Here is a 19,553-nt window from a genome sequence, read left to right as displayed (position 1 = left end):
CCATGGGATTCAATTGCGGCATCGTCGGCCTGCCCAACGTCGGCAAGTCCACCCTGTTCAACGCCCTCACCAAGTCCGGCATCGCCGCAGAAAACTTCCCCTTCTGCACCATCGAGCCGAACAGCGGCATCGTGCCCATGCCCGACCCACGCCTCGACGCCCTGGCCGAGATCGTCAAGCCAGAGAAAGTCATCCCCACCACCATGGAATTCGTCGACATCGCCGGCCTGGTAGCAGGCGCGTCGAAAGGTGAAGGCCTGGGTAACAAGTTCCTCGCCAACATCCGCGAGACCGACGCCATCGCCCACGTGGTGCGCTGCTTCGAAGACGAGAACGTCATCCACGTCGCCAACAGCGTCGACCCCAAGCGTGATATCGAGATCATCGACCTCGAACTGATCATGGCCGACCTCGACAGCTGCGAGAAGCAACTGCAGCGCGTGGCCCGCAGCGCCAAGGGTGGCGACAAGGAAGCCGTGGCGCAGAAAGCCCTGCTGGAAAAACTCATCCCCCACTTCACCGAAGGCAAGCCCGCGCGCAGCCTGCTGAAGAACCTGGGCGACGAAGAAAAACGCCTGGCCAAGACCTTCCACCTGCTGACCACCAAGCCGGTGATGTACATCGCCAACGTCGCCGAAGATGGCTTCGAGAACAACCCGCACCTAGACGTGGTGAACGCCATCGCCGAAGAAGAAGGCGCCATCGTGGTGCCGGTGTGCAACAAGATCGAAGCCGAGATCGCCGAGCTGGACGATCTGGAAGAGATGCAGATGTTCCTCGAAACCATGGGCATGGAAGAGCCGGGCCTGAACCGCGTGATCCGCGCCGGTTACTCGCTGCTCAACCTGCAGACCTACTTCACCGCCGGGGTGAAGGAAGTACGCGCCTGGACCGTGCGCATCGGCGCTACGGCCCCGCAGGCCGCCGCCGTGATCCACACCGACTTCGAGAAAGGCTTTATCCGCGCCGAAGTGGTCGCCTATGACGACTTCATTGCCTTCAAGGGCGAAGGCGGTGCCAAGGAAGCCGGCAAATGGCGCCTGGAAGGCAAGGACTATATCGTCAAGGATGGCGACGTGATGCACTTCCGCTTTAACGTTTGATCGTTGTAGGCAGTGCATAAACAAAACCCCGCCTTGGCGGGGTTTTGTTGTTTTTGGGGCTATGGAATCACCAGGTAGCGGCTAGCGCGAACTGGGCATTATGAATCCGCTACGAGCCGCCCCGCTGGGCCAGAGAGCCCCATAAAGCGGGGCTTCCAGCCCTTCCCTAAGCTGGCTAGACCAGTCCTCTCCAGAAAATTAGACCAATGTAGTCACCAGCCCTATTTACGCGCAGCCTGACACGCGCTAGCGTAGTGGCCATATGCCCAGACAGGGACGTCCAGATCATGCAATTTAGAATATTTTCTGCATTCCTTATATTTATGGGGTCCTATTTCCCCCTCGCAATCATATTAGCTATTCAGGACATCCCTTTTTCTTGGTGGTCTCTTGACCTCTGCAACCCCCAAAATATATCCAACTGTTCTTTTATCCCTTTCGAAAATCCATTACCTGCCCTTGCCTTTGTACTATTCACCGCTCTTTGTTGCGGCCTAGCATTCTATGTACTGAAAAAAGTAAGACATCCATTTGATGTTCAGATAATCAACTCAAAGCCAATCCCTAACGACATAATTAATTATGTATTCCCCTATGTCGTGTCTTTCATGGGCATAAGCTATTCAGAACCACAAAACCTTATTGGCTTCGCCGTCTTTTTGTGCTGGATGTTTGCAATCTCATATAAGTCCGGCCAAATAATCATGAACCCACTTCTACTAATGTTTGGCTGGACTCTATATGAGTCAACAATAAAATTTAACAAAGAGGAAAAAATCGTTCGCGCACTTAAACAAGGCCCCCTATGTAAAGGCGAACAAAAAGCAGCAACAATTCAGGACTTTTATTTAATGAGGGACTAACATGCAGGCCGCATTTGATTCGCTCCGTCAATTTAACTATGCTGAAGCAACAGTACATTTATGGTCTTTCAAAGACAGTTCAACTGCTGCAAAATATACAGCATTCTACGTTCCATCAGACGAGACGCTTGAAACTCAGTTAAAAAATTTTGCCATCAGTGAAATGCAAAGAATTACCGAGTTTTCAGGATACACATACATTTCGCAAACCAATGAAAACAGCTGTTTAGTAATTGATCAGCAAGTCACAGACTTCCCTAACCTTCAGGCCTTGGTTGACCGTCCAGAGGCAGATCATAGAATACCTGAACTTAAAAACCTCATAGGTTCAAATGGCTATGTAGTAAAGTTTAGTGAAAATGGGGAAACTGTATATGCAATCAAACGTTCATCATCATCTTGGAAGACCGCTTACTCCAAAAAATTTCTTAACGTAATCTTTGAAGATGGAGAGCTAATAGCCATTGAAAACAACGCCTTTAGCATAGAGAAAAATTTCGACTTCTATGCAAAAGGCGGCGTTATTTATATCGCAAACAAACGAGCATTTGAGTCTGCTGCAAAATATAAAGCAGCGTATTTGAACGCTTTCGCCGACCTTCAAAACGCCCCAGATTTCAGTGCACTTTTTACGGATTTAACCCCGATCATCAATTACGTGGGCAGCAATTCCATCCAACTTCGCCGCATGGCAGTAGTGGAGGAAAAGAATTTATTTGCAGACCCTAATTTTTTACCAACCCTTCAGCAGGTTAGCATCCGCCGGGGCTGGGGCTTAAATTTTGACAATGCTACCGGCCGTTTGATCCCGTGTGAAGGCACAGCAAGGACTATAATCCAGCTTCTGCTAGACCTTCGCTTAATGAGCGAGATAACCAATATAAATTACGACGTCCCTGACGCAGTTCAAATCTAAGGACCCCAGCATGACTGTATATTGCGTCACCTATGATTTAAAAGCGCCTGGAAAAGACTACACACCAGTACACGACTACCTTAAGCAATTTGCTTACTGCAAGAATTTAGAGTCATTCTGGCTTATCGACACCACAAAAACATCTGCAGAGATACGTGATGATCTACGCAATTTATCAGACAGCAATGATGTTTTCTTTGTCGCTCGACTACAAGGAAGTTGGGCATCTCTAAATTATGGATGTGGAGACTGGCTCAACAGTAAAAATAGAAATTGGTAGCGTGTTGTTTTTTTGAAGGTGCGGCATTAAAAACCGCTTATTAATGCCGCTAACCTTCACTAGCCTTTGACGCCTTTACCTCTACTTCTTGCCGCCATTCCTTTAGCCCATTACTACACTGAAGGTTACAAAGTCAAAATAAGGCTTCCCGCCATATAGTAGGGAAAAGGGGACAGATTTATTTATCCCGCTGTCAACCATGCTCAGATATGACGCTCTGACGCAGATTCATCGGATGATAGCGCTCGGCAAGTTCCAAAACCAACACACTCAGCGCTCAAGGCATCAGCCTGCTGGACTGGCAAGGCGACCTGTGGATCTCCCAGCGCGATATGCCGAGCTTCGCCCCACCGCCAGCAACCGGCGAATGCTCGCTACGCGCCCTACTCAATCGCTGGTGGCGCTGATGGCCAACGCGCCCGGCGTGGAAAACCATCACAGATAAAAAGCGCTGGTGTCGGAATATGGCTGACGCGCATGATCAGATTAACGCTTAACGTTAAGGATTAACGCATGATCCTGAGTTTCAGATGCGCAGAAACCCAGGCTCTGTTTGAGTGAGGAAGCTCCAGACGCTGGGCCAACATTCTCAATGTGGCCACGCGGAAACTGCCGATGCTGAATGCAGCCGTTGAGCTGCGCGACCTCCGCTCTCCGCCAGGCAACCGGCTGGAGCAGCTACAGGGCAATCGAGCAGATCAACACAGCATCAGAATCAACGATCAATGGCGAATCTGCTTTGTGTGGACTGCCGCTGGCCCTACACAAGTCGAAATCGTCGACTACCACTGAGAAGGTGGCTACATGGCTATCAACGGCATGCGCCCCGTTCATCCTGGCGAAGTGCTACGCGAAGAGTTCCTTGAACCGCTGGGCATGACCCCAGCCGCACTGGCTCGTGCTCTGCATGTGTCGGCGCCGACCATCAATGACATCGTGCGCGAGCGGCGTGGCATTACCGCCGATACGGCGATTCGGCTAGGCCGCTACTTCGACACCTCAGCTCAATTCTGGATGAACTTGCAGACTGAGTATGCCCTGGCGGCAACTTATGCCGAGTCAGGCGCAGCCATCGAGCAGACCATTGAGCGCTACAGATAGCGAGCTGACCAATCCGGTAAATGCCGTTGTGGTTCGCTTCGTTGGCCCACACGCCCAGTACGATCAGCTTTACGCGGAGACTGCGTGATGAACATCAAGCCCATTCGCACCGAGCAAGACTACACAGCTTCGATGGCGCGCATTGACGAGCTGTGGGGCGCAGAGATTGGTACGCCTGAAGGTGATGTACTCGAAGTGCTGGCTCTGCTTGTGAGCAAGTACGAAGACGAGCACGCCCCGATGCCGCCGTCCGACCCTATCGAAGCCATCAAATTTCGCATGGATCAGCAGGGCCTGACGCCACGCGACCTTGAGAAAAAGACAGGAAAAGGAGACTGATTTCTTAGAGTTCATGCAAATGAAACCGCAACGCCTCTGAGTGCCATCGACAGCCTCAATGCAAGCGTTTAACCTGCCGGCCTTCGCCATCAAGGATGAACCACGTGAAAACATTACTACTGCTGATAGCCATCGCCGCCGGTGGCTATTACGTCTATAACGAGCACTTCTCCGTTGCCGCCATCACTGTCGATAGCTACCAAGCTTTGCTGAAGAAGTCAGAGGGCACAAGCGTAAGCCTCGACGAGGTTAAGCTCGGCGCCAACAACCTTGCAGCCTTCATCTGCAGCGACCCCAGCTACCAGGTTACAGGCGGCTCGACGCCGGCCAACTGCATGGCGCGTTACGAGAACTACCGGGAAATGTGCGAAAACCGCATCTTTGGCCAGTCCCCACAGAGCTTTGCCAGCAAGCCCGAGGTGATAGCCATCGCCAAGCGCTACGCTTCATGCGTGGGAGCGACCGGCAGCTAAGCGAAAAAGGCGCCGCTCTGGCGCCTTTTCATTGGGCAAACAAAAAGGGGTTAGCTTGCGCTAACCCCTTGAAATTTATGGTGGCTACACCGGGACTTGAACCTGGGACATCAGCATTATGAATGCTGCGCTCTAACCGACTGAGCTATGTAGCCAACGGCGCGCATTGTCCGCGTCTCGCCTATCGCTGTCAACCCCAGATCATCGATAAATTTACGTTTTATCAAGCGGTTAGGCTTCGCCGGTGGCGGTGCGCCGAATCGCTCGTTTCTGAGCCCACGGCTCAGCTCTCAACCGCTCGGACGGTGCTTGCCGGGCTGTCGGCCGATGCCGGAAAATCCGCATCCAGCAGGCTGCAGCGTCGTCGCGCGCTGGCCCATGAACCAGGAGAATACCTTGAGAGCGAGAGACGACTTCGACGATCTACGGGCAGAGCGCGATATGCCAACGCGCTACCGCAACGAACCCAACCGTTTCGCCGGGCTGTGGAAGCAGATCGCGCTTGGTATCGTCGTCGGTTACAGCGTGCTGGGCATCATCAGCGCGGTTGCCTGGATGCTTATCGCCCAGGTTGCGCTAAGCAGCCTGTCGATCTCCCTGCCCTGACAGGCTGTTGAAAAACTACCTACGTTGGCAATACTGCGTTAAAAACGCCCTCAAAATGCTCATTTACAGCACGTAAACTCCGCTTTTTCGGTCGTTTTTGCGGGGCCGCCATCGGTATTGTCTTGCCTACCTCGCCTGCGTTTTTCAACGGCCTGCTAGCGCCCGCACCATTGCCCCTCACAGGGCACGCCATCATTGTCGCCATCCATCTTGGTGCCTGGGCAGTTGCGCAGGAAGTAGGTGGCTTCGGCGCAGGAAGTCATTTGCGAGCAGTGGGTGCGGCCATCACAGCGGTAGTTGCTGCTGGCCACCTGGGTCGCGGGTTGACTGGTGGAGGAGCGCCGACTGTCCCGCGAGAAGATGGACGCGCCGGGCTGGCTGACTACCGGGTTGTCCATGACCGAACCGTCGCTGGCGATATTGCTGATGACCGGGCTGCCGGGCTTGCTCAGGTAAAACTGCCAGACGGCGCCGCCCAGCAACAGGATGATGATCAGTTTCTTCATTGCGCAGTCCCTTGCCTGATTTGCGTGGGTGCCAGTATTGGCTCAGCGAGCCGACAAATCCAGAGGCTCACATTGACGCTTGCCATCCCCTACCCGTCTGTTCATCCTGCCCCATCATTTACCTAGCGAGCCCTGTCATGACGCCCATCCAGAATATCGGCCTGGCGCTATTCGTTCTGCTGTCCATCGGTGTCGCCATCGGGCACAGGACCGAGTGCGCCGACGGCCGAGTGGTAGAAACCTACCTGGCCAAGGGGCTGGCTTCGCAATTACTGGGGCATGATCTTTGCGAGCAATCGCGGCAGCCCTGACCCGATACCTCATTAAGGAATGATGTAATGAAAAAGCTCGTCTTGTTTGTCAGCTGCGGTCTTCTCGGCGCCTGCGCCAACCTGGGCTCGCAGCCTGCAGTGCCGGTCACCTCGCCCGTGGTGCAGGCGTTCCGCGATATCTGCCTGCAAACAGCGCCGAGTTTTGCCGAGGCGCATCGCGTGGCGCGTCAGCACGGCATCAGCGAGATGACCGACATGGGCTTCGCCACCGTTGGCTTCAATGCCGACAAGAGTATGAGTATCCAGGTGAAGGCCAGCCATGAGTGCGCGGTCACCAGCGAAGCGCAACAAGACGATACCCTGACGAACCAGTTGCTGACGGCAGCTGCGGTAAACGCCGGCACCACGGTACCGCGCAAGGTGCCGGTGAAGATGGTGATCGCCGGGCAGGCGTTCATCCTGATGCACGATCGCAAAGGCGGTGAAGCCTTCGTGATGCTGAAGCCGGAGTGAGCGCCTTTTTCATCCGCTGACGTTGAAAGGCAGATCGGTAAAGCGTGCTCCACCCCACGCGACTGATCGCTGGTACCCCCTGCTGTAGGAGCCGCATCCCGGGGCGAAGCGTTCGCGGCGAGGGCCGCTCCTACAGTTTTTTACCTGGCCGCGTGGCGAGCAGCAGGCCGCCGAAGATCATCGCCGCGCCAAGCCAGTGATAGGCCTGCAAGCTCTCGCCCAGCAGCACCCAACCCAGCAACGCGGTGAACACCGGCATCAGGTAGTTGGTCAGCGCCGCCTTGGCCGCGCCCATTACACGGATACCGTGATTCCAGGCCAGGTAGGCCAACAGCGAGGCGAATACGGCCGTGTAGGCGACAGCCGAGAGGTTGGCGGCGTTGAGCAGCAGATGAGCGCCCTGGCTCAGCTCGTACAAATAGAAGGGCAGGATCAACGGTACGCCGAGCAGGATAAACACGCCGAGCAGCGCCAGCGGCGGGATCGGCTGCAGGTAGCTGGCCCAGCGCCGCAGCAGCAACGAGTACAGCGCCCAGTCGACCACGGCCAGCAGCATGATCAGGTCGCCCCGGTTGAACGACAGGCTGGCCAGGCGGCTCCATTGCCCCTGGCTGATCAATACCGCCAGACCGGTTACGGCCACCAGCATGCCCCACCAGGCACGGCGTGCCGGCCATTCGTTGAGCAACAAACCAGCGCCGATGAAGGTCACCAGTGGCAGACAGGTGTTGACCAGCGAGATGTTGATCGCCGCCGTCGTCTGCGCAGCGCTATAGAGCAGCGAGTTGTAGCCGGCGATCCCCAGACCACCGAGTACCAGCAGACGCCAACCGGCATTGCACACCGCAGTGCGATGGCGCCACAGCGGGATGACGACGAAAGGCAGCAGCAATGCCAGCGCCAGGCACCAACGCCAGAAAGCCAGCGTGAACGGGGCAATTTCACCGGCGAAGGCTCGCGCAACCAAAGCGTTGCCTGACCAGCAGAGGTTGGCCAGCAGCAGGCCGAACAGCGCCAGCGGGCGCGAATGATTGAGGACAGTCATAGGGCGGACATCGCCGTCATGGCGCGGCTTTTATTCGAGTGAAGGTGGGCCGGGTGTGCGCGGTCAGCGAACGAACAGTGCTGAGCGATCATTGCATAGCTTCCGAATCAGGCGGCTTTGCACCATACGGAGGCACGCAATGCTTGGCAAGGTGGCGGGCCGTTGGGTGCGCTATGCACGCCAAGCCAACGGAGTTATGACGTTCAGGCCGGCGCGCCCGGAAAGTAAGGGCGCGTTGTGCGAGCTTGAAGGTCGAGTAGCGCGTCGTTCCTGGTGCGCGCGGCGCACCCTACGGCCGTGAACGCTGACTGCGGCGGCGCAGCGGGCGAGTCAGCAGCCAGAGAATCAACAGCACGCAGGCCAGGACTACCGCACTGACGCCCCACTGCATGAGCCCAGCCAGACGGAACATCTCGGCCGGATGCAGGCTGGGGGCGCGCACCATGCGAGCCTCGGCCGCAGTACCTGTGGTGGGGATGTCGGCCAGGCCGTCGCCGTCGAGATCCGGCAGGCTGCGGATATGATCGAGCAGCGCCTGCCACTCCTTGAGTTCCTGCACGCCGTCCTTGTCGGGGTCCTGATCAACGATGGCATCCTCGATGCGCGGCAGCGGGCGGCCTTCGGCGTCCTTGGGAATCACATCGAGCAGGCCCTTGGTCAGGTCCGGCACGAGCCAGGTAAAGCTGCCGACGTAGCTGGTGGCGCCGATGCTGAAGAGGCGTGCATCATCGAGATCCAGATCGCGGTAGCCCTTGACCGGGTCACCAATCTCGATGCGACTGATGCGGTCGAACGGCACGCGCCAGGGATTGTAGGTGAAGCGCACTCCGGAAACCCGAGGGTAATAGCTGTCGCTATCGCGCAATTGATAAGCCAGCAACAGCACTTCGAGCAGCGATTTGATTTCACGCGCGCTGACGTAGGCCTTGATCATCGGGTAGCCAGGCTCGTTATCAAACTGGCCAATGCCCAACGGCGCGATACGGAACAAGTCGGAGACATTCTGCACACCGTTGCGTCCCTTGAGCAGGTCATCGCGAATGGTGCCGTTACCGGTGAAGGCCAGATCAGCATCGACCGCATGACGCAGCGCATCGGTCACCAGGTTGGCCAGGGTGTGCTCGCTGAAGTCTCGCCCCAGGCTCTGGTCGACCCTGGCCAGCGGCTGGTCGAAGCGATAGCCCTTGGGCGTGAGCATGTGCTCGCTGACCACCTGTTTGAAGTCTTCCACCTTGGCGGTGATGGCTGAGTCGCCAGCGATGCTGTCATTGATCGGATGCAGGCGGTAGTCGCGCACACGCGGCACACCGTCATCGCCGAGGGTCATGCGCAACTCGCCGAGGTACTGGATTTCCGAACCGGCCTGCACCACCGGGGTATGTCCGTTGACCAGCACTGGCTGTGGCAGGGCCACATGGGAATGACCACCGACGACGATATCGATGCCTGGCACCTGCTCGACCAGCTCCACTTCTTCGCCGCGCCAGCTGCCATCGGCCTGCTGAGTGACGCCCATGTGCGAGAGCAGGATCACCACCTCGGCACCCTCCTCGCGCAGCCTGGCCACGGTTTCCTTGGCCGTGGCGACCGGGTCGGCGAAGGTCAGCGGCTTGATCATCGGGCTGACCGCCACGGCGTTGTTGCCGAGCAAGCCGAACAGACCGAAGCGAATGCCGCCACGCTCGATCAACCTGTACGGCAGGATGCGTCCCGCATCGAAATGCGCCTGCAGACTATCGTCGGCCTTGTTCGCCGGGTCGAAACGCATATTGCTCGACAGCAACGGCAGCAGCGCATCGCCCTTGGCCTTGTGTGCAGCACTGATCATCGCCGCGAGGCCAGCCGGGCGGAAATCGAATTCGTGGTTGCCGATCACCGCCGCGTCGTAACCCAGCTCGCTCATCAGACGCAGCTCGCTGCCCATCTCACGGGCGATGGTGTGAAACAGCGTGCCCATGGTGAAGTCGCCGCCATCGAGCAGCAGCAGGGGCTGCTCGCCAGCGGCCGCGCGACGCTCATTCAACAGGGTGGCCAGGCGCGCGACACCGCCGACCGTGCCGTCATCGTCCACGGTCGCGGGGCTGTATTCGTTGTTGGGCCCGAAACCGAGCAGACGCGACTGCCAGTCATTGCTGTGCAAGATGGTGAAATCACGCTCGGCAGCGGACAACGGCGCAGCGCTCAACAGGCCGGCGAGCAGGAGGGAGGGAAGCAGGCGCATGGACGATCCTTGACGATGACTGCGCAGAGTATGGAGCAGGCCGAAGTGCTAGACAGCGACCAATCGGGACGTGAGCTGTCGCCAATCGAGTCAAAAATTCATTGCCGCAGATCAGCACCCAAGCCAGACGGAGGGACTAGGCTGTATACAAGGCTAGGACGTGGAGAAGAACCATGGACCACTATCACCTGATGCTGTTACTGCTGATCGGCGGCTTTCTGTTGCTGGGCGTGGGTTTCAACTTTCGCGATCATGAATGGGGCGTACGCGTGCTGGGGCTTGGCGTACTGCTGATGCTGGTGCCGATCGCGCTGCGGGTACATCTGGCGTTGGCGTAGGCAGATCGCGGCCAGCGGTGCGCGCCGGATCATGATCAGCCTGAGGTCAGGCGTAGCGGGCACGGTTCCCGCACTGCATACCATGCGCACTGGGCGTTATGCGGTCATGCCCCTACGGCTTTTGCCAGCGCTGCGCGGCGCTCTGGTCGCTGCAGCGGCCTTCGACCCAACGAGGGCCTTCGCTGGTGTCTTCCTTCTTCCAGAACGGCGCGCGGGTTTTCAGATAATCCATGACGAAGTTGCAGGCATCGAAAGCGGCCTGGCGATGCGCGCTGCTGGTGCCGACGAAGACGATGGGCTCACCTGGTTCCAGACGACCAATGCGGTGAATGATCTCGATCCCCACCAGCGGCCAGCGCTCGCGCGCTTCATCGGCGATCTTGGCCAGGGCCTTTTCGGTCATGCCGGGAAAGTGTTCGAGGAACATGCCACCGACTTCGCGCCCTTCGTTGAAGTCGCGTACATACCCCACGAAGGAGACCACCGCGCCGATACCGAAGTTGGCGGCATGCAGGGCATTGAGCTCGGTGCCGGGATCGAAGGGTTGGCTTTGTACGCGGATGGTCATGCAGGGATTCTCGTTTGGCGGGACGTTTTCAGTTCGCTTTGGAGGGCTGGAGCGGAACGCTGCCCGGCCGCTCTACAGCCGTATCAGCCGCCGGTCACGGTGGGGAAGAAGGCCACTTCATCACCTTCGGCCAGCGGCTCGTCGAGGCTGCACAACTCCTGATTGCGCGCGCACATCAGGTTCTGTTCGCCCAGCACTTCCCATTCGCCGCCGCGCGCGAGCAGATGCAGGCGCAGGTCGTCGAGAGTGGCGAAGTCGCCGCTGAGTTGTTCGTCGTCGCGGCCCAGGGCTTCACGGTAGCGAGCGAAGTACTGCACGCGGATCATGCTTGTTCCTCCAGCTTGTAGTGACCGCTCTTGCCGCCGAGTTTCTCCAGCAGGCGCACCTGCTCGATGACCATGCCGCGATCCACGGCCTTGCACATGTCATAAATGGTCAGCGCGGCGACGCTGGCGGCAGTCAGTGCCTCCATCTCGACACCGGTTTGCCCGGACAGTTTGCAGCGTGCGGTGATATGCACGGCGTCATCGCCCTCGGCGCGCAACTCGACCTTGACGCCGGTGAGCATCAACGGGTGGCACAGGGGGATCAGATCGCTGGTTTTCTTCGCCGCCTGGATGCCGGCGATGCGCGCCACGGCGAACACGTCGCCCTTGGGGTGCTCGCCAGCGACGATCATCTGCAGGGTGGCGGGCAGCATGCGCACGCGCGCTTCGGCGGTGGCTTCGCGGAAGGTGGTCGCCTTGTCGGTGACGTCGACCATGTGCGCGCGGCCTTGGGAATCGAGGTGGGTCAGCACGGGAAAGCTCCTGGCGGGAATCGGCCGATTGTAAACCTGCAAGTCAGGATTTCGTAGCCCGGATGCAATCCAGGACCAGAGCGGCAAAATCCCCGGATTTCATCCGGGCTACTGACGGCATTCGGCGACACAACTACTGTAGGAGCGGATTTATCCGCGATCATCGCGGCTGAAGCCGCTCCCACGAGACCTGTAGAAATTCGTTGATGCAGACTAAAACGCCCCTGCTCTTGCGAGCAGGGGCGCCAGTGTTTCACAGCTACAGGGTTACATATGACTTTCCGCGTATTCCGCGAGGACCGAGCGCGGTACGCCTTGCAGGGTGATGTGTACGCCGTGAGGGAAGTCCTTGAAGCGTTCGGTGAGGTAGGTCAGGCCCGAGCTGGGCGCCGACAGGTAAGGCGTATCGATCTGCGCCAGGTTGCCCAGACACACCACTTTCGAGCCGCTGCCGGCACGGGTGATGATGGTCTTCATCTGGTGCGGCGTGAGGTTCTGACACTCGTCGATGAGGATCAGGCTCTGCTGGAAGCTACGCCCGCGGATGTAGTTGAGCGACTTAAATTGCAGCGGCACCTTCTGCAGGATGTAGTCGACACTGCCGTGAGTGCTTTCGTCCTCCATGTGCAGCGCCTCGAGGTTGTCGGTGATCGCTCCGAGCCAGGGCTCCATCTTCTCCGCCTCGGTGCCGGGCAGGAAGCCGATTTCCTGATCCAGCCCCTGCACGCTACGGGTGGCGATGATTCGCCGATAGCGCTTGCTGACCATGGTCTGCTCGATGGCTGCGGCCAGCGCCAGGATGGTTTTGCCGGAACCGGCTGCGCCGGACAGGTTGACCAGGTGGATCTCTGGATCGAGCAGCGCGAACAGCGCCAGCGCCTGATGAATGTCGCGCGGTTTCAGGCCCCAGGCTTCCTGATGCAGCAGCGGCTCCTGATGCATGTCGAGGATCACCAGCTCGTCGCCCTTGATCGCCTTGATCCAGCCAACGAAGCCTTGCTCATCGAGAATGAACTCGTTGATGTGCACCACCGGCAGGTTGTCGGTGAGCTGTACGCGGTGCCAGGTGCGGCCGTGGTCCTGGCGGGTGTCGACCTTGCTCACACGCTCCCAGAACGAGCCGGGCAGGTCGTGATAGCCCTTGGACAACAGCGAAACGTCATCGACCAGTTGGTCGGTGTGGTAATCCTCGGCGTCGATGCCACAGGCACGCGCCTTCAGACGCATGTTGATGTCCTTGGTCACCAGCACCACGGACAGCCCGGGGTTGCGAGACTTCAGCTCCACCAACTGGTTGATGATCTTGTTGTCGTTGAGGTTTTCCGGCAGCCAGGTCACCGGCGCCGCGCTTTTGCTCATGAGGATGGAAAGACGCCCGCAAGGGCCGCTCTTGCCGCGCTGGATCGGTACGCCGTACTCGACGTCTTCAGGTTCGGCGCCAGCGAGGATCTGGTCGATCAGGCGGATTGCCTGGCGGCATTCGGCGGCGACGCCATGCTTGCCGGATTTCAGTTTGTCGAGTTCCTCCAGCACCGTCATCGGGATCGCGACATGGTGTTCTTCGAAGTTCAGCAAGGCGTTGGGATCGTGGATCAGGACATTGGTGTCGAGGGCGTAGAGGGTTGGAGCGGTGGGCTTGGAGCGTCCGTGGTCATCCATACTCGGTCACCTTCTTGTCGTAGCCGGGCGACGCAATACCAGGGGCGGTGCTGCGCCGGACAGAGACCGCCGATTTTTCAGATCGGGGCCGAAAGGTGGCAAGCAAGGTGAGGGCCAATGGCCGCCACCTGTCTGCAGGTTTCGGCGGTCTTGCTTTTTTATTACCCCAATTCGCATGACAGAAAAATGTTTTTTTCTCGAACCGGGGGTTTATTTGTCGGTGCGACAGATAGCGCTTGGCGGTCACGCAGGACACCGTTACAGTCCGAAGTCCTACCCAGTACCTTGTGCTGACCCTGCGCACCGCCTTGCGTCATCGACGCGCCAACACTGTGCAGATGCTTCTCTCAATCGCCCCGATAGGTGGTCACGCCTGACGCCAGCTTCTAGAATCGCCGTCACGCTTTCTGGAGACCTGCCCATGCTGATGGTGATTTCACCGGCCAAGACCCTCGACTACGAGACCCCGCCAGCCACCCCGCGCTTCACCCAACCCGAACACCTCGACCATGCTCAGGAACTGATCAATCAGTTGCGCGAGTTCAGCCCGGCCCAGATTGCCGAGCTGATGGGGCTGTCCGACAAGCTCGCCGGCCTCAACGCGGCACGCTTCGGCAGCTGGGAGCGGCCGTTCAACCCCTCCAACGCCAAGCAGGCGCTGCTGGCATTCAAGGGCGACGTGTATACCGGCCTCAACGCCGAGGACTTCTCAGAAGAGGATTTCGACTTCGCCCAGGCTCACCTGCGCATGCTCTCCGGCCTGTATGGCGTGCTTCGCCCGCTGGACCTGATGCAGGCCTACCGCCTGGAAATGGGCACCAAGCTGAATAATGATCGCGGCAAGGACCTCTATGCCTTCTGGGGTGAGCGCATCAGCGGCTGGCTCAATGCAGCGCTGCAGGCCCAGGGCGATGACGTGCTGCTCAACCTGGCGTCGAATGAATACTTCGGTGCGGTCAAGCGCAAGGCCCTGAACGCACGCATCATCGATACCGAGTTCAAGGATCTGAAAAACGGCCAGTACAAGATTATCAGCTTCTACGCCAAGAAAGCTCGTGGCCTGATGGCACGCTATGTGGTCAAGGAACGCCTGACCGACCCCGAAGGCCTGAAGGACTTCAACTACCAGGGCTACCGTTATTCGGCCGAGCATTCCAAGGCTGACAGCCTGGTTTTCCTGCGCGACCAGCCACAAGACTGATCCGCCTTGTCAGCCGAGCCCATGCACCGCTCATCGGCTGCTGCATGGGTTTGGCCGCTGCGCTTGCCGGCCTGCTCCTTTCCTGAGTTCTCTTCCCCGCACCGCTCGCGGCGCCCTGAACGCCACGTCTGGCAAAAATTCCCTTCCCGTTACGCTTGATTCTCAAAAACCTGTTTGCCATCACAGTTTTAGCGCGAGGGCACTTTCCGTAGAACTTATTGCCTTTCTTAGTTATCGGATAGTTTCGCGTTAATTAACCTGCAGTGTGCCATCATGCATTTTGCAAGTTGCCAGCATATTGCAATCAAATTATCCGTTCAGCTCCGGTTCAGCTTCAGGACGAACGGTAGGAACTATCCGAAAGGCCCACGACTCATACAGCCCGTAACACATTTCAATACATAACTTTCTTATCACTTGAACCTGCCGAATTGCGAATTAACTTTCGCCGGACAGCTTCGCCCGAACGAAAGTTACCGTATTTCAGAGGGAGATACGCAAACCCGTAAGATTACTGACATAGAGGCCTCTAGCGAGGCGGAAACTGCAACATCAAAGGGCCACTCTCCATATAAAGGCCTGCATTTGGTGCCACTTCCGGCGCCCCACTTAACTTATGCCTGAATGAACTTGCTCACATCCAAAACAGCAAGTTCACGGATTAGTTTTGGCCATAAGGCCAGTATTTGAAACTGCATCATACGGACGAGGTGAATACCATGCGAATCAGTATCTTCGGTTTGGGTTATGTAGGCGCAGTTTGCGCCGGCTGTTTGTCGGCACGCGGCCATGACGTGATTGGTGTGGATATTTCCGCGCACAAGATCGACCTGATCAACAACGGTAAATCGCCCATCGTCGAACCGGGCCTGGAAGAACTGCTGCAACAGGGTCTGCGTCAGGGTCGCCTGCGTGGCACCACCGATGTTGCCGCTGCAGTACTGGAAAGCGACGTATCGTTCATCTGCGTCGGCACGCCGAGCAAGAAGAACGGCGACCTGGAGCTGAACTACATCGAGGGCGTGTGCCGCGAAATCGGCATGGCCATGCGCGACAAGAACGAGCGTCACACCGTGGTGGTACGCAGCACCGTGCTGCCAGGCACCGCGAAGAACGTGGTACTGCCGATTATCGAAGACTGCTCGGGCAAGAAGGCCGGCGTCGACTTCGGCCTGGCGGTGAACCCCGAATTCCTCCGCGAAAGCACCGCGATCAAAGACTACGACTTCCCGCCGATGACCGTCATCGGTGAGCTGGACAAGGCCTCCGGCGATCTGCTGGAAAGCATCTACAGCGAACTCGACGCACCGATCATCCGCAAGGACATCGAAGTCGCCGAGATGATCAAGTACACCTGCAACGTCTGGCACGCCGCCAAGGTCACCTTCGCCAACGAGATCGGCAACATCGCCAAGGCGGTCGGCGTCGATGGTCGCGAGGTGATGGACGTGGTCTGTCAGGACCACAAGCTCAATCTCTCCAAGTACTACATGAAGCCCGGCTTCGCCTTCGGCGGTTCCTGCCTGCCCAAGGACGTGCGCGCCCTGAACTACCGCGCCGGCAGCCTGGACGTGGAAGCACCGCTGATCGGCTCGCTGATGCGCAGTAACGCCGCCCAGGTGCAGAAGGCCTTCGACATCATCTCCAGCCACGAATCGCGCAAGGTCGCCCTGCTCGGCCTGAGCTTCAAGGCCGGTACCGACGACCTGCGCGAAAGCCCACAGGTGGAGCTGGCGGAAATGCTCATCGGCAAGGGCTTCGACCTGAGCATCTACGACCGCAACGTCGAGTACGCCCGTGTCCACGGCGCCAACAAGGACTACATCGAGTCGAAGATCCCGCACGTGTCCTCGCTGCTCAACAGCGACCTGGAAGACGTGGTGGCCAAGGCCGACATCATCGTCCTGGGCAATAGCGACGAGCGCTTCGCCAAGCTGGTCGAACAGGCGCCGAGCGGCAAGCGGGTGATCGATCTGGTCGGCTTCATGCCCCACGCCAGCAACGGCGTGGCCGAAGGCATCTGCTGGTAAGGGCCGAGTGTGCCCGCGCCTTGCGCGCGGGCACCGAGAGACGCATATGGACAAGCTCAAGAACGGCCTCAACGAAGCCAGCGGCTGGCTGCTCTACCTCAGCCTGCTGATGCTTCTGGCCCTGGCACTGCCACGCACGGTGTTCGACCCCGAATCGCGGGACTTCCTCCTGCTCATCGGTATCGTCGGCATCTGGCGCTATTCCATGGGCGCCATGCACTTCGTGCGCGGTTGCCTGTTCCTCTATCTGGTGTACCCCTGGTATCGCCGCAAGGTGCAAAAACTCGGCAAGGATGCCGCCCCTTCTCACGCGTATCTGCTGGTCACCAGCTTCCGCATCGAGGCACTGACCACCGCCATGGTCTACCGCTCGGTGATCCGCGAAGCCATCGACTGCGGCTACCCGACCACCGTGGTCTGCTCGATCGTCGAGCTCTCCGACGAGTTGCTGATCAAGAACCTCTGGGCCCAGGCCGAGCCGCCGGCACACGTCAAGCTGGATATCGTGCGCATCCCCGGTACTGGCAAGCGTGACGGTCTGGCTCACGGCTTCCGTGCCATCTCCCGGCAAATGCCGGACCGCGATGCGGTAGTGGCGGTGATCGATGGTGACACAGTGCTCGAGCCCGGAGTGGTGAAGAAAAGCGTGCCCTGGTTCAAGCTCTTCCCCAATGTCGGCGGCCTGACCACCAACGAGTTCTGCGAGGTGCGTGGCAGCTACCTGATGAGCGAGTGGCACAAGCTGCGCTTCGCCCAACGTCACCTCAACATGTGCTCGATGGCGCTGAGCAAGCGCGTGCTGACCATGACCGGGCGCATGTCGGTATTCCGCGCCAGCGTGGTGACCGACCCTGAGTTCATCCGCGATGTGGAGAGCGACCACCTGGAACACTGGCGCCTGGGGCGCTTCCAGTTCCTGACCGGCGACGACAAGTCCAGCTGGTACAGCCTGATGCGCCTGGGCTACGACACCTTCTACGTGCCGGATGCCGCGATCAACACGGTCGAGCACCCGCCGGAGAAGAGCTTCATCAAGGCCAGCCGCAAGCTGATGTTCCGCTGGTACGGCAATAACCTGCGGCAGAACTCGCGCGCCCTGCGTCTGGGCATGGGTCGCCTTGGCGCCTTCACCAGCCTGGTGCTGTTCGACCAGCGCGTATCGATGTGGACCTGCATCCTCGGCCTGTGCGTGGCGATCATCGCCAGCATCAAGTACAGCCTGATGTACCTGCTGATCTACCTGCTGTGGATCGGTACTACGCGCCTGATCCTGACCCTGCTGCTGATGTTCTCCGGCCACCGCATCGGCCCGGCCTACCCGGTGCTGCTCTATTACAACCAGATCGTCGGTGCGCTGGTGAAGATCTACGTGTTCTTCCGCCTCGACCAGCAATCCTGGACACGCCAGAACACCAAGCTCAACCGTGGCCTGTCCAGCTTCGCCAACTGGTTCAACAGCTGGTCGTCGCGCGCCATGACCTTCTCTGCCGCCTCTGTCTTCATCGCCGCGCTGTTGGCGCTGGTGTGACCGTACTCGAATAGGAAATAGCCACCATGAACTCCGTCGCCAATCTCAACGTCGTCCATGAGTCCGAAGCCCAGCGCCAACATGCCCGCGTCAAGCTACCCGGACGCCTGCGCTATACCAACGCCCAGCGTGACCGCATCGACGCACGCCTGCAGGATGTTTCTGCCGGCGGCTTCAGCTTCACCAGCGAGAACACCTCGCACAAGGTCGGTGACTTCCATCGCGGCCAACTGCAGTTTCAACTCGACAGCCTGGTACTGGGTCTGGATATCGAGTTTCAGGTGACCTCGGTACAACCCGAACACAATCGCGTCGGTTGCCAGTTCCACGGCCTGGGCGCCCGCGAGGCGGCAGCGCTGCGCCACCTGATCAGTGCCCACCTCGCTGGTGAGCTGGTCAATGTCGGCGAAGTGCTACACATCCTCCAGCGCGACAACTTCACCAAGGCGCGCAAGGGCGGCTCCGGCGGCGGCATGGGCGTATTCGGCCGCCTGCGTGCAGTGACCTTCAGCGGCGCCATCTTCCTCATCGGCCTGGCCGCCTTCGGCTACATCGGCAAGTCGATCTACGGCCTGTACTTCGTCACCCATGCGCAGTCGGCACAGATCAGCCTGCCGGCACTGCAGGTGACCATGCCACGTGAAGGCAGTGTGCAGAGCCTGGCCCAGCCTGACGGGGTAATCGAGAAAGGCGCGCCGATCGCCACCTTCACCACCAGCATGCTGGAAATGCTCAAGGGCCACCTGGGTGACGACCAGCTCGAACCGGAGCAGATCGAAGCGCTGTTCGCCCGTGAAATGCAGGGCACCCTGACCAGCCCGTGCAACTGCAAGATCTCCCGTCAGCTGGTGGCCGACGGTCAGTTCGCCAGCAAGGGCGACGTGATCTTCGAGCTGGTGCCACAGGATGGCGTCGCCACCGTCAGCGCCAGCTTCCCCTACCGTCACCTGGAGCAGGCGCGCCCCGGCACGCCGGTGAGCTTCAAAGTGGCAGGCGAAGATCAGGCACGCCACGGCAAGATCGTCAGCAGCAGCCTGCACGACGGTGGCCTGAGCTCGGACATCCGCGTGGTGATCAAGCCGCAGGACACCCTGCCCGCCAGCCTCGCCGGGCAGCCGGTGGATGTGGTCATCGACCGTGGTCCGTCGCTGGGCTGGCTGGTCGACCGCGCAGTCGCGGCAGGTCGATAAGG

At 58.9% G+C, this 19,553-nt stretch carries 22 protein-coding genes, 1 tRNA gene and 1 pseudogene; 15 read left to right on the top strand and 9 right to left on the bottom strand.

What is annotated here, in order from left to right:
• Positions 1–2: 2 nt before the first annotated feature.
• The 7 genes and pseudogenes from ychF to ACJRW5_RS20430 all read left to right on the top strand — a co-directional run bounded on the left by ychF (position 3) and on the right by ACJRW5_RS20430 (position 5,075).
• Positions 3–1,103, top strand: a complete 1,101-nt coding sequence (gene ychF, locus ACJRW5_RS20460; RefSeq protein ID WP_484572326.1) for a redox-regulated ATPase YchF — start codon at positions 3–5, stop codon at positions 1,101–1,103.
• Between the two features lie 864 nt (positions 1,104–1,967).
• Entirely contained in the window at positions 1,968–2,882 is a 915-nt protein-coding gene (locus ACJRW5_RS20455; protein WP_484572325.1) for a Kiwa anti-phage protein KwaB-like domain-containing protein, read from the top strand.
• A gap of 10 nt (positions 2,883–2,892) precedes the next feature.
• On the top strand, positions 2,893–3,162 hold the full coding sequence (locus ACJRW5_RS20450; protein WP_484572324.1) for a hypothetical protein: 270 nt from the start codon (positions 2,893–2,895) through the stop codon (positions 3,160–3,162).
• A 585-nt stretch (positions 3,163–3,747) separates the two neighbouring features.
• A complete protein-coding gene (locus ACJRW5_RS20445) occupies positions 3,748–3,954 on the top strand; it encodes a type II toxin-antitoxin system RelE/ParE family toxin (protein WP_484572427.1) in 207 nt (68 codons plus the stop codon).
• Between the two features lie 12 nt (positions 3,955–3,966).
• Complete coding sequence (locus ACJRW5_RS20440) at positions 3,967–4,263, top strand: HigA family addiction module antitoxin (protein WP_484572323.1); 297 nt, start codon at positions 3,967–3,969, stop codon at positions 4,261–4,263.
• 87 nt (positions 4,264–4,350) lie between these two features.
• Positions 4,351–4,590, top strand: a pseudogene (locus ACJRW5_RS20435) (helix-turn-helix domain-containing protein); the annotation flags it as partial.
• Positions 4,591–4,706: 116 nt separating this feature from the next.
• Positions 4,707–5,075 (top strand): hypothetical protein, encoded by a 369-nt coding sequence (locus ACJRW5_RS20430; RefSeq protein WP_484572322.1) that lies wholly within the window; start codon positions 4,707–4,709, stop codon positions 5,073–5,075.
• A gap of 78 nt (positions 5,076–5,153) precedes the next feature.
• Here ACJRW5_RS20430 and ACJRW5_RS20425 read toward each other — a convergent pair.
• Positions 5,154–5,230, bottom strand: a tRNA-Met gene (locus ACJRW5_RS20425).
• A 223-nt stretch (positions 5,231–5,453) separates the two neighbouring features.
• On the opposite strand from ACJRW5_RS20425, the gene ACJRW5_RS20420 reads away from it, so the two are divergent.
• Entirely contained in the window at positions 5,454–5,681 is a 228-nt protein-coding gene (locus ACJRW5_RS20420; RefSeq protein ID WP_484572321.1) for a hypothetical protein, read from the top strand.
• Between the two features lie 155 nt (positions 5,682–5,836).
• Here the strand turns inward: ACJRW5_RS20420 and ACJRW5_RS20415 are convergent, their stop codons facing one another.
• Positions 5,837–6,187 carry an excalibur calcium-binding domain-containing protein gene (locus tag ACJRW5_RS20415; protein ID WP_484572320.1) on the bottom strand — a complete coding sequence of 117 codons (351 nt, stop codon included), beginning with the start codon at positions 6,185–6,187 and terminating at the stop codon, positions 5,837–5,839.
• A 137-nt stretch (positions 6,188–6,324) separates the two neighbouring features.
• Between ACJRW5_RS20415 and ACJRW5_RS20410 the strand changes: the two genes are divergently transcribed.
• Both ACJRW5_RS20410 and ACJRW5_RS20405 read left to right on the top strand, forming a co-directional pair.
• Positions 6,325–6,498 carry a hypothetical protein gene (locus ACJRW5_RS20410; protein ID WP_484572319.1) on the top strand — a complete coding sequence of 58 codons (174 nt, stop codon included), beginning with the start codon at positions 6,325–6,327 and terminating at the stop codon, positions 6,496–6,498.
• A 27-nt stretch (positions 6,499–6,525) separates the two neighbouring features.
• Positions 6,526–6,972 carry a hypothetical protein gene (locus tag ACJRW5_RS20405; RefSeq protein WP_484572318.1) on the top strand — a complete coding sequence of 149 codons (447 nt, stop codon included), beginning with the start codon at positions 6,526–6,528 and terminating at the stop codon, positions 6,970–6,972.
• Positions 6,973–7,102: 130 nt separating this feature from the next.
• Here ACJRW5_RS20405 and ACJRW5_RS20400 read toward each other — a convergent pair whose 3' ends face one another.
• Complete coding sequence (locus ACJRW5_RS20400; protein WP_484572317.1) at positions 7,103–8,017, bottom strand: DMT family transporter; 915 nt, start codon at positions 8,015–8,017, stop codon at positions 7,103–7,105.
• Positions 8,018–8,306: 289 nt separating this feature from the next.
• Positions 8,307–10,238 carry a bifunctional metallophosphatase/5'-nucleotidase gene (locus tag ACJRW5_RS20395; RefSeq protein WP_484572316.1) on the bottom strand — a complete coding sequence of 644 codons (1,932 nt, stop codon included), beginning with the start codon at positions 10,236–10,238 and terminating at the stop codon, positions 8,307–8,309.
• A 173-nt stretch (positions 10,239–10,411) separates the two neighbouring features.
• Here ACJRW5_RS20395 and ACJRW5_RS20390 point away from each other — a divergent pair, with 173 nt between their 5' ends.
• On the top strand, positions 10,412–10,576 hold the full coding sequence (locus ACJRW5_RS20390; protein WP_484572315.1) for a hypothetical protein: 165 nt from the start codon (positions 10,412–10,414) through the stop codon (positions 10,574–10,576).
• Between the two features lie 112 nt (positions 10,577–10,688).
• Here the strand turns inward: ACJRW5_RS20390 and moaE are convergent, their stop codons facing one another.
• The 5 genes from moaE to ACJRW5_RS20365 form a co-directional block, all read right to left on the bottom strand.
• Positions 10,689–11,144 (bottom strand): molybdopterin synthase catalytic subunit MoaE, encoded by a 456-nt coding sequence (gene moaE, locus ACJRW5_RS20385; protein ID WP_484572314.1) that lies wholly within the window; start codon positions 11,142–11,144, stop codon positions 10,689–10,691.
• Positions 11,145–11,227: 83 nt separating this feature from the next.
• The gene (locus tag ACJRW5_RS20380) at positions 11,228–11,470 is read right to left on the bottom strand and encodes a MoaD/ThiS family protein (protein WP_484572313.1); all 243 of its coding nucleotides are present in this window, start codon (positions 11,468–11,470) and stop codon (positions 11,228–11,230) included.
• A complete protein-coding gene (gene moaC, locus ACJRW5_RS20375; RefSeq protein WP_119694652.1) occupies positions 11,467–11,943 on the bottom strand; it encodes a cyclic pyranopterin monophosphate synthase MoaC in 477 nt (158 codons plus the stop codon). Before moaC ends, ACJRW5_RS20380 begins: the two co-directional genes overlap by 4 nt.
• Before the next feature lie 267 nt (positions 11,944–12,210).
• Complete coding sequence (locus ACJRW5_RS20370; protein WP_484572312.1) at positions 12,211–13,602, bottom strand: PhoH family protein; 1,392 nt, start codon at positions 13,600–13,602, stop codon at positions 12,211–12,213.
• Positions 13,595–13,849: a hypothetical protein gene (locus ACJRW5_RS20365; protein WP_484572311.1), complete on the bottom strand. Its 255-nt coding sequence runs from the start codon at positions 13,847–13,849 to the stop codon at positions 13,595–13,597. Before ACJRW5_RS20365 ends, ACJRW5_RS20370 begins: the two co-directional genes overlap by 8 nt.
• Before the next feature lie 174 nt (positions 13,850–14,023).
• Here ACJRW5_RS20365 and yaaA point away from each other — a divergent pair, with 174 nt between their 5' ends.
• From yaaA to ACJRW5_RS20345, 4 genes are all read left to right on the top strand, one after another.
• Entirely contained in the window at positions 14,024–14,803 is a 780-nt protein-coding gene (gene yaaA, locus ACJRW5_RS20360) for a peroxide stress protein YaaA (RefSeq protein ID WP_484572310.1), read from the top strand.
• A gap of 719 nt (positions 14,804–15,522) precedes the next feature.
• On the top strand, positions 15,523–16,833 hold the full coding sequence (gene algD / locus ACJRW5_RS20355) for a GDP-mannose 6-dehydrogenase (RefSeq protein WP_484572309.1): 1,311 nt from the start codon (positions 15,523–15,525) through the stop codon (positions 16,831–16,833).
• Between the two features lie 46 nt (positions 16,834–16,879).
• Positions 16,880–18,361, top strand: a complete 1,482-nt coding sequence (gene alg8 / locus ACJRW5_RS20350) for a mannuronan synthase (RefSeq protein ID WP_484572308.1) — start codon at positions 16,880–16,882, stop codon at positions 18,359–18,361.
• 26 nt (positions 18,362–18,387) lie between these two features.
• Complete coding sequence (locus ACJRW5_RS20345; protein ID WP_484572307.1) at positions 18,388–19,551, top strand: PilZ domain-containing protein; 1,164 nt, start codon at positions 18,388–18,390, stop codon at positions 19,549–19,551.
• The last annotated feature ends 2 nt before the right edge of the window (positions 19,552–19,553 follow it).

Source organism: Pseudomonas pichavaramensis (assembly GCF_050473265.1).
Taxonomy (GTDB): Bacteria; Pseudomonadota; Gammaproteobacteria; order Pseudomonadales; family Pseudomonadaceae; genus Aquipseudomonas.
This window is presented reverse-complemented; position numbering and strand designations above follow the sequence as displayed.

Bases quoted from the DNA above. Each gene is read 5' to 3' on its own strand.
- algD (WP_484572309.1), top strand. From the start codon at position 15,523: ATGCGAATCAGTATCTTCGGTTTGGGTTATGTAGGCGCAGTTTGCGCC.
- ACJRW5_RS20395 (WP_484572316.1), bottom strand. From the start codon at position 10,238: ATGCGCCTGCTTCCCTCCCTCCTGCTCGCCGGCCTGTTGAGCGCTGCG.
- ACJRW5_RS20410 (WP_484572319.1), top strand. From the start codon at position 6,325: ATGACGCCCATCCAGAATATCGGCCTGGCGCTATTCGTTCTGCTGTCC.
- ACJRW5_RS20380 (WP_484572313.1), bottom strand. From the start codon at position 11,470: ATGATCCGCGTGCAGTACTTCGCTCGCTACCGTGAAGCCCTGGGCCGC.
- ACJRW5_RS20420 (WP_484572321.1), top strand. From the start codon at position 5,454: ATGAACCAGGAGAATACCTTGAGAGCGAGAGACGACTTCGACGATCTA.
- ACJRW5_RS20400 (WP_484572317.1), bottom strand. From the start codon at position 8,017: ATGACTGTCCTCAATCATTCGCGCCCGCTGGCGCTGTTCGGCCTGCTG.
- ACJRW5_RS20370 (WP_484572312.1), bottom strand. From the start codon at position 13,602: ATGGATGACCACGGACGCTCCAAGCCCACCGCTCCAACCCTCTACGCC.
- alg8 (WP_484572308.1), top strand. From the start codon at position 16,880: ATGGACAAGCTCAAGAACGGCCTCAACGAAGCCAGCGGCTGGCTGCTC.
- ACJRW5_RS20415 (WP_484572320.1), bottom strand. From the start codon at position 6,187: ATGAAGAAACTGATCATCATCCTGTTGCTGGGCGGCGCCGTCTGGCAG.
- ACJRW5_RS20345 (WP_484572307.1), top strand. From the start codon at position 18,388: ATGAACTCCGTCGCCAATCTCAACGTCGTCCATGAGTCCGAAGCCCAG.
- ACJRW5_RS20405 (WP_484572318.1), top strand. From the start codon at position 6,526: ATGAAAAAGCTCGTCTTGTTTGTCAGCTGCGGTCTTCTCGGCGCCTGC.
- moaE (WP_484572314.1), bottom strand. From the start codon at position 11,144: ATGACCATCCGCGTACAAAGCCAACCCTTCGATCCCGGCACCGAGCTC.
- ACJRW5_RS20450 (WP_484572324.1), top strand. From the start codon at position 2,893: ATGACTGTATATTGCGTCACCTATGATTTAAAAGCGCCTGGAAAAGAC.
- ACJRW5_RS20440 (WP_484572323.1), top strand. From the start codon at position 3,967: ATGGCTATCAACGGCATGCGCCCCGTTCATCCTGGCGAAGTGCTACGC.
- yaaA (WP_484572310.1), top strand. From the start codon at position 14,024: ATGCTGATGGTGATTTCACCGGCCAAGACCCTCGACTACGAGACCCCG.
- ychF (WP_484572326.1), top strand. From the start codon at position 3: ATGGGATTCAATTGCGGCATCGTCGGCCTGCCCAACGTCGGCAAGTCC.
- ACJRW5_RS20455 (WP_484572325.1), top strand. From the start codon at position 1,968: ATGCAGGCCGCATTTGATTCGCTCCGTCAATTTAACTATGCTGAAGCA.
- ACJRW5_RS20390 (WP_484572315.1), top strand. From the start codon at position 10,412: ATGGACCACTATCACCTGATGCTGTTACTGCTGATCGGCGGCTTTCTG.